This window comes from Streptomyces sp. (assembly GCF_050698815.1).
Taxonomy (GTDB): Bacteria; Actinomycetota; Actinomycetes; order Streptomycetales; family Streptomycetaceae; genus Streptomyces.
The window spans coordinates 1-6630 of the sequence record NZ_JBOHCV010000344.1 but is presented as its reverse complement, the minus strand read 5'-3'; the positions used below and the strand labels follow the sequence as shown (position 1 = coordinate 6630).

Below are 6630 nucleotides of genomic sequence, written 5' to 3'. Positions count from 1 at the left end.
GGCCGGGGAGGTCGCGCTCGTACGCAGCCGGCTGCCCGACAGCGGCGTGCCCGGTGAGCAGCCCCGCTACGAGCAGGTCGCGGCCTGCCCGCTGGGCAGGTGACGCGGCCGGTTACGGTTGGGGGCGTGAATATCAAGACGAGGACGCGCATCGTGAGCGGTGCGCTGGTACTGATGCTCATCGTCGTCGCTGTCGCCGCCGCGCTCGGCGGTTAGGGCCCGCCCGGGCCCTGCCCCGCCGGGCGCGGCCGGCGGCCGGCTACCAGGCGAACGCCTCCGGCGTCGGTCCGGGGCCGGGAAAGATCTCATCGAGGGACGACAGGATCTCGTCGTCGAGCTTCAGCTCCACGGCCCGCAGCGCCGAGGCGAGCTGGTCCGTGGTGCGCGGGCCGACGATCGGGCCGGTGACTCCCGGCCGGGCGAGCAGCCAGGCGAGCGCCGTCTCTCCCGGCTCCAGGCCGTGCTTGGCGAGCAGGTCCTCGTACCGCTGTACCTGATCGCGCACCTTTGTGTTCGACAGCGCGTCGGCCGACCGCCCCGACGCCGTGCGCCCGGAGCCGCCCTCGGTCTCCTTGCGGATCGCGCCGCCCAGCAGCCCGCCGTGCAGAGGCGACCAGGGGATGACACCCAGGCCGTACTCCTGCGCGGCCGGAATCACGTCCATCTCGGCGCGGCGCTCGGCCAGGTTGTACAGGCACTGCTCACTGACCAGACCGTAGGAGCCGCGGCGGGCCGCGGTCTCGTTCGCCTGGGCGATGTGCCAGCCCGCGTGGTTGGAGGAGCCGACGTAGAGGATCTTGCCCTGCTGGACGAGCACGTCGATCGCCTGCCAGATCTCCTCCCAGGGCGTGCCCCGGTCCACGTGGTGGAACTGGTAGAGGTCGATGTAGTCGGTCTGCAGCCGCTTGAGGCTGGCGTCCACGGCGCGGCGGATGTTCAGCGCGGAGAGCCGGTCCTGGTTGGGCCAGCGCTCGCCCTCGGCGGCCATGCTGCCGAAGACCTTGGTCGCCAGCACGGTCTTCTCGCGGCGGCCACCGCCCTGCGCGAACCAGCTGCCGAGGATCTCCTCGGTGCGGCCCTTGTTCTCACCCCAGCCGTAGACGTTGGCGGTGTCGAAGAAGTTCAGTCCCGCACCGTGTGCGGCATCCATGATCGTGTGACTGGCGGCCTCATCGGTCTGCGGTCCGAAGTTCATCGTTCCGAGGACGATCCGGCTGACCTTGAGACCGGTGCGGCCCAGCTTCGTGTACTCCATAAGGCACAAGCCAACGCCCTGGAGTGCGCTCCAGGCAAGCGTCTACGCGCCGCTGGGTTTCCCGCGAGCAGCGATGACCTCGAGCTGAGGCCGCGCCCGGCAGGGGCGGCTAGCTCCGGAACGTCGTGCGATAGGCCGCCGGGGTGGTGCCGAGGGCGCGGCGGAAGTGCTGGCGCAGACCGTCTCCGGTTCCCAGCCCGCTGCGGGTCGCGACCGCGTCCACCGGCAGATCGGTGGTCTCCAGCAGTTCGCGTGCCCGCGACAGGCGTTGCCCGTTCAGCCACTTGAGCGGGGTGGTGCCTACCTCGTGGGAGAAGTACCGCCCGAAGGTGCGGGTGCTCATACCCGCCCGCACAGCCAGCTGTTTGATGGTCAGGGGCTCGTGCAGCCGCTCGACCGCCCAGTCGAGGACGGGGGCCAGCTCGCTCCCCGCCGCGTCCCGCCGATACGGGGCGGCTGATGCCGGCCGGAGCGGTACGAACTGTGCCTGGTCGCCTTCCCGATGGGGCGCGACGACCAGCCGGCGGCCGATCTCACCGGCCACGGCGCTGCCGTGGTCACGCCGGACGATGTGCAGGCACAGGTCGATGGCGGCTGCCGAGCCGGCACTGGTGAGGACGTCGCCGTCGTCTACGTAGAGCGGGTTCTCCTCGACATGCACGCGCGGGTGACGGCGGCGCAGTTCCTCCGCGTACATCCAATGCGTTACCGCCCGGCGCCCGTCCAGCAGTCCGGCGGCAGCCAGCACGAAGGCGCCCGAGCAGAGCGAGGCGATGCGGGCACCGCGGGCGTGGGCGGCGCGCAGCGCGTCGAGCAGCGGAACGGGTGGCTCGGTGCCGTTCATCATGAGCGCCGGGACGATCACCAGATCGGCTACGCGGAGTGCCTCCAGGCCCCGCTCGGCCTCCAGTCGCAGACCACCGGCGGCACGCTGCGTACCGGGAGCGGTGGCGCACAACGTCAGTTCGTAGCGCGGTGCCTCGAAGACGCTGCAGGGCACCGCGAGTTCGAAGAGCGAGGTCTGTTCCAGCACGGGGACCGCGACGCGGACCGGCTGCGGGACGGAGACTGCGGACATGGCGTAAATCTAGTGCACTCTGTCATTTACGCCAGTGGATCGGCCGACGCCTGGAATCAAGGCTGGGGCCATGACCTCCATACGCTCCGCTCGGCCCGCCGCCGGGCCGCCGGCGCACTGGCGCCTCGGCATCGCGGGGATGGCCGGCATCGGCGTCACCTTCGGTTTCGCCCGATACGGCTACGGCCTCTTTCTGCCCCACTTCCGCACGGAATTCGACTTGTCCGTGTCCATGGTGGGGTTCATCGCAAGCGCGACCTACGCCGGTTACCTGGTGGCGTTGCTGCTGGTCGGTGTGCTTGTCGGCCGCGTCGGGCCGCGACCTCTCGTAGTGGCGGGCGGTCTCTCGGCAACACTGGGCACGGGGATGGTGGCATTCGCGCGCGGCCCGCTCACCCTGGCGGCGGGACTGGTGCTGGCCGGGACCAGTTCCGGCTGGGCCTGGGCACCGTACTCGGATGCTGTCGACCGGCTCGTGCCGCGTGCGCGGCGCGCGCGTGTCATGGGCGCCATCGCCACCGGCACGGCCTTCGCCGTCGCGATCGCAGGACCGCTGGCGCTGCTTGCGCAGCGGACCGGGTGGCGCGCTGTCTGGTGCATCTTCGCGCTGGTGTCGCTGGCGGCCACGGTCCACAACGCGCGCGTACTTCCCGGGGGCCCGCACCCGCCCCGTGGCCCGCATGATCCGCACCTTTCCGGTGGCGTGCGTATCCGGTGGTTCCTCCGCGGTGCAGCGGTTCCGCTCTTCTGACGGCTGCGCTGTACGGAGTGATGGGCGCCGTCTACTGGGCGTTCGCAGTGGAGTCGATCGCAGCTGTGGCGGGAAACGACAGCGTCGCCGTCCCCCTCTTCTGGACGCTGATGGGCCTCGCAGGCACCGCAGGTGTGCTGACCGGACACGCCATCGGGCGGTTCGGGCTCCGCCGCGTGCACGCCGGGCTCTTCGCGGGGATATCCGCCGCGATCGCGCTGCTCGCGTTCGCTCCCGGCGCGCTCCCGGCGGTGCTCACGTCCGCGCTGCTGTACGGGCCGTGCTTCATGGCGGGCTCGGGACTGCTCGCTGTCTGGAGCTACCGGATGTTTCCGGAGCGACCTTCGACCGGTTTCACGGGTACCGTCCTGTTCCTCGGTCTCGGAACGGTCATCGGGCCGGCGGCCCTGGGCGCCGCGGCGGACGCGTACGGGCTGCGTGCCGCGCTGCTGGCCACTGCCGTGCTGGGCGCGGCTTCGCCGGCAGCACGCCCGTCCCCCACCGGTGCGGCAGAGGCACGAGCTGATGCTGGACACTGGTGACCATGTCTCTGCTTGTGCGTGCCGCGACCCTGTCCGCCGCCGGGGTGCTGGCCATGCTGGTCGCGGCCGGTTCGCTGGGTGCCGCTCCTGATGCCGTCGCCGCGACAGCGGAGGGTAAGGGTGATGGCTTCAGGATCAAGAGCCCCCGGATCACCGAGTCCAGCGGGCTCGCGGCGAGCCGGGCGCACAAGGGCGTCTACTGGACGCACAACGACTCCGACGACGGCCCGTACGTCTATGCCGTCGACTCCGCCACCGGCAAGACCGTCGCGACGGTCACCCTGCGCGGGATCAACCCCCGTGACGTGGAGGCCATCTCCGTCGGGCCGAACGGAAACGTGTACGTCGGCGACATCGGGGACAACCTGAACGGCGGATGGAACGAGGTGTGGATCTACCGCTTCCAGGAGCCGGAGCGGCTTCGCGACGTGACGGTCACGCCCGTCCGTTACACCGTGCGGTACGCCGACGGCCCGCGCGACGCCGAGTCGCTGATGGTGCATCCCAAGACGGGCCGGGTCTACATCGCCAGTAAGAACCAGAAGGAGAAGGGCGGCATCTACGCCGGCCCCGAGCGGTTGTCGGCGTCCGGCGTGAACACCTTCCGGCGGATCGCCCGTACGGAGATCTGGGCGACGGACGGCGCGTTCTCGCCGGACGGCACCCGGCTGGTGCTGCGGGGCTACTTCGGCGGCGGGATGTACCGCTGGCGGGGCGGGAAGCCCGAGCCGCTCGACACCCCGGTGAGCGTGCCCATGGCGGGGCAGGGTGAGTCGGTTACCTTCGCCCCGGACGGCCGCACCCTGATGTGCGGTTCGGAGGGCAAGCGCAGCTCGGTCGACCCGCTGGAGCTGGACGGCGAGCTGCTGCCTTCGAGCGTCGCGGAGCGGGAGAAGGATTCGGGCAGCGGTGCGACGAAGGGCTCGGACGGGTCCGCCGGCGGCGCGGACGACGACCCGGGCGGCGACCAGAGTGTCGTCATCGGCGGTGTCACCTTCGTCGTCGCGGTCGGCCTGTGGATGGGACTGCGGCGCCTGTTCCGGCGCCGCGACTGACGGGTCGGCTGACCCGCCGCGACTGACCCGCCGCCGACTGACCCGGGTCAGCGCTTCTTGCTGTCGATGAGCGCCTCGAAGCCGTCCAGCAGCGGCCGCAGCCCGAACCGCATCGCCTCTTCGCCACTCATCGAGTAGGCGTCCTCGTCCAGCCCGGCCAGTTGCGGGTACGTGCCGCCGGCCATCGCCCGCTCCAGATAGGGCACTTGCGCCGTCCAGAAGTCCTCGTCCGAGAGGCCGGAGTCAGCCGCGGCCTGCTGCTGGAGTACGTGGGTGCGCGCCACGCCCGTCATGTAGGCATCTGGATCGGAGTCCTGCTCGGCCTGATCACCCCGAACCTGGAGGCGGCGGGCAACCTGTTCGCCGTGGCCTTCCCGTTCGGGATGATCTCCAGCGTCTTCACCCCGCCCTCCGCGATGCCGGACTGGCTGGGCGCCATCGCCATGTGGAACCCGGTCTCGTCGACCGCGAACGCCGTACGCGACCTGTACGGCAATCCGCTGCCGACCGGTGACAGCTGGATCGAGCAGCACTCGGCCCTGACGGCGGTGGTGTGGCCACTGGTCATCACGGCGGTCTTCCTGCCGCTCGCCGTACGCAAGTTCCAGCGGCTGTCGGACTAGGACCCTGTCCGGTCCGGGCACCCGAAGACGGGCGCGGACACAACGACGGGCCCGGACGCGAGTCGTCCGGGCCCGTCGTCGTGTCGTCGTTCCGGTTAGATGTTCTCGATCACGTGGTCGACGCAGCGGGTCAGCGCCTCGACGTCGGAGGGCTCGACGGCCGGGAACATCGCGACCCGCAGCTGGTTGCGCCCCAGCTTCCGGTAGGGCTCGGTGTCGACGATGCCGTTGGCCCGCAGCACCTTGGCGACGGCGGCGGCGTCGATGTCCTCGTTGAAGTCGATGGTGCCGACGACCTGCGAGCGCTGGGTCGGGTCGGCGACGAAGGGAGCCGCGTACTTCGAGTCCTCCGCCCACCGGTACAGCGTGCCGGAGGACTCCGCGGTGCGACGCACAGCCCAGTCGAGGCCGCCGTGGCCGTTGATCCACTTCAGCTGGTCGTCGAGGAGGAAGAGCGTGGTGAGGGCGGGGGTGTTGTACGTCTGGTTCTTGCGGGAGTTGTCGATCGCCGTCGCCAGGTCGAAGAACGCCGGGATGTGCCGGTCGGAGGCGGCGAGGCGCTCGGCCCGCTCGATGGCCGCCGGCGAGAAGACGGCGAGCCACAGGCCGCCGTCGGCGGCGAAGGACTTCTGCGGCGCGAAGTAGTAGACGTCGGTCTCGCGGAGGTTGACCGGGAGCCCGCCCGCGCCAGAGGTGGCGTCGACCAGTACGAGCGCGTTGTCGTCGGCACCCGGCACGCGCCGGATGGGCATCGCGACGCCGGTCGAGGTCTCGTTGTGCGTGAAGGCGTAGACGTCCGCGCCGGCCTCGGCCCGCGCCTCGGGGTGGGTGCCCGGCGCCGACTCGATCACCGTCGGCTCACCCAGCCACGGCGCCTGCTTGGCGGCCTTGGCGAACTTGCTGGAGAACTCGCCGAAGGAGAGGTGCTGCGACCTGGACTCGATCAGTCCGTGCGTCGCGATGTCCCAGAAGGCGGTCGACCCGCCGTTGCCGAGGACGACCTCGTAGCCCTCCGGCAGCTCGAACAGCTCCTTGACGCCCTCGCGGACCGCGCCGACCAGGTTCTTGACGGGGGCCTGGCGGTGAGAGGTGCCGAGGAGGGAGGTACCGGTGGCAGCCAGGGCGCTCAGCGCCTCCGTACGCACCTTGGACGGGCCCGAGCCGAATCGACCGTCGGCGGGCTTGAGATCTGCGGGAATCTGGAGATCAGCCACGGTCGGAAGCCTAGTCCGTCCGTCGCCGGGACACGGGAAGGGGTCCACCGGATGAGACGGGCCGAGGGCCGCGGGTTCCCGTGAGGGGTCCCCCTCCGCGCGGGGCACGTGC

The 6630-nt window shown here is 70.8% G+C and carries 7 protein-coding genes and 2 pseudogenes; 5 read left to right on the top strand and 4 right to left on the bottom strand.

Going from position 1 to position 6630, the window contains the following annotated elements:
- A pseudogene (locus ACRDP3_RS12655) lies at positions 1 to 103 on the top strand (RNA 2',3'-cyclic phosphodiesterase); the annotation flags it as partial.
- 156 nt (positions 104 to 259) lie between these two features.
- Here ACRDP3_RS12655 and ACRDP3_RS12650 read toward each other — a convergent pair.
- On the bottom strand, positions 260 to 1255 hold the full coding sequence (locus ACRDP3_RS12650; RefSeq protein ID WP_431517003.1) for an aldo/keto reductase: 996 nt from the start codon (positions 1253 to 1255) through the stop codon (positions 260 to 262).
- A gap of 109 nt (positions 1256 to 1364) precedes the next feature.
- On the bottom strand, positions 1365 to 2333 hold the full coding sequence (locus tag ACRDP3_RS12645) for a helix-turn-helix domain-containing protein (RefSeq protein WP_431517002.1): 969 nt from the start codon (positions 2331 to 2333) through the stop codon (positions 1365 to 1367).
- 139 nt (positions 2334 to 2472) lie between these two features.
- On the opposite strand from ACRDP3_RS12645, the gene ACRDP3_RS12640 reads away from it, so the two are divergent.
- Genes ACRDP3_RS12640 through ACRDP3_RS12630 form a run of 3 tightly spaced genes read left to right on the top strand, consistent with a single transcriptional unit; the run spans position 2473 to position 4681 of the window.
- The gene (locus ACRDP3_RS12640; protein WP_431517001.1) at positions 2473 to 3084 is read left to right on the top strand and encodes an MFS transporter; all 612 of its coding nucleotides are present in this window, start codon (positions 2473 to 2475) and stop codon (positions 3082 to 3084) included.
- Positions 3085 to 3104: 20 nt separating this feature from the next.
- Positions 3105 to 3626, top strand: a complete 522-nt coding sequence (locus tag ACRDP3_RS12635) for a hypothetical protein (RefSeq protein WP_431517000.1) — start codon at positions 3105 to 3107, stop codon at positions 3624 to 3626.
- Positions 3627 to 3628: 2 nt separating this feature from the next.
- Entirely contained in the window at positions 3629 to 4681 is a 1053-nt protein-coding gene (locus ACRDP3_RS12630; protein ID WP_431516999.1) for a hypothetical protein, read from the top strand.
- Between the two features lie 47 nt (positions 4682 to 4728).
- Here the strand turns inward: ACRDP3_RS12630 and ACRDP3_RS12625 are convergent, their stop codons facing one another.
- Positions 4729 to 4965: a TetR/AcrR family transcriptional regulator C-terminal domain-containing protein gene (locus ACRDP3_RS12625; RefSeq protein WP_431516998.1), complete on the bottom strand. Its 237-nt coding sequence runs from the start codon at positions 4963 to 4965 to the stop codon at positions 4729 to 4731.
- A gap of 15 nt (positions 4966 to 4980) precedes the next feature.
- Here ACRDP3_RS12625 and ACRDP3_RS12620 point away from each other — a divergent pair.
- Positions 4981 to 5304, top strand: a pseudogene (locus tag ACRDP3_RS12620) (ABC transporter permease); the annotation flags it as partial.
- Between the two features lie 95 nt (positions 5305 to 5399).
- On the opposite strand, the gene serC reads toward ACRDP3_RS12620, so the two are convergent.
- Entirely contained in the window at positions 5400 to 6518 is a 1119-nt protein-coding gene (gene serC, locus ACRDP3_RS12615) for a phosphoserine transaminase (protein ID WP_431516997.1), read from the bottom strand.
- Positions 6519 to 6630: the final 112 nt, after the last annotated feature.

Coding starts and splice junctions, on each gene's coding strand:
- ACRDP3_RS12650 (WP_431517003.1), bottom strand. CDS start 1,255: ATGGAGTACACGAAGCTGGGCCGCACCGGTCTCAAGGTCAGCCGGATC.
- ACRDP3_RS12645 (WP_431517002.1), bottom strand. CDS start 2,333: ATGTCCGCAGTCTCCGTCCCGCAGCCGGTCCGCGTCGCGGTCCCCGTG.
- ACRDP3_RS12640 (WP_431517001.1), top strand. CDS start 2,473: ATGGCCGGCATCGGCGTCACCTTCGGTTTCGCCCGATACGGCTACGGC.
- ACRDP3_RS12635 (WP_431517000.1), top strand. CDS start 3,105: ATGGGCGCCGTCTACTGGGCGTTCGCAGTGGAGTCGATCGCAGCTGTG.
- ACRDP3_RS12630 (WP_431516999.1), top strand. CDS start 3,629: ATGTCTCTGCTTGTGCGTGCCGCGACCCTGTCCGCCGCCGGGGTGCTG.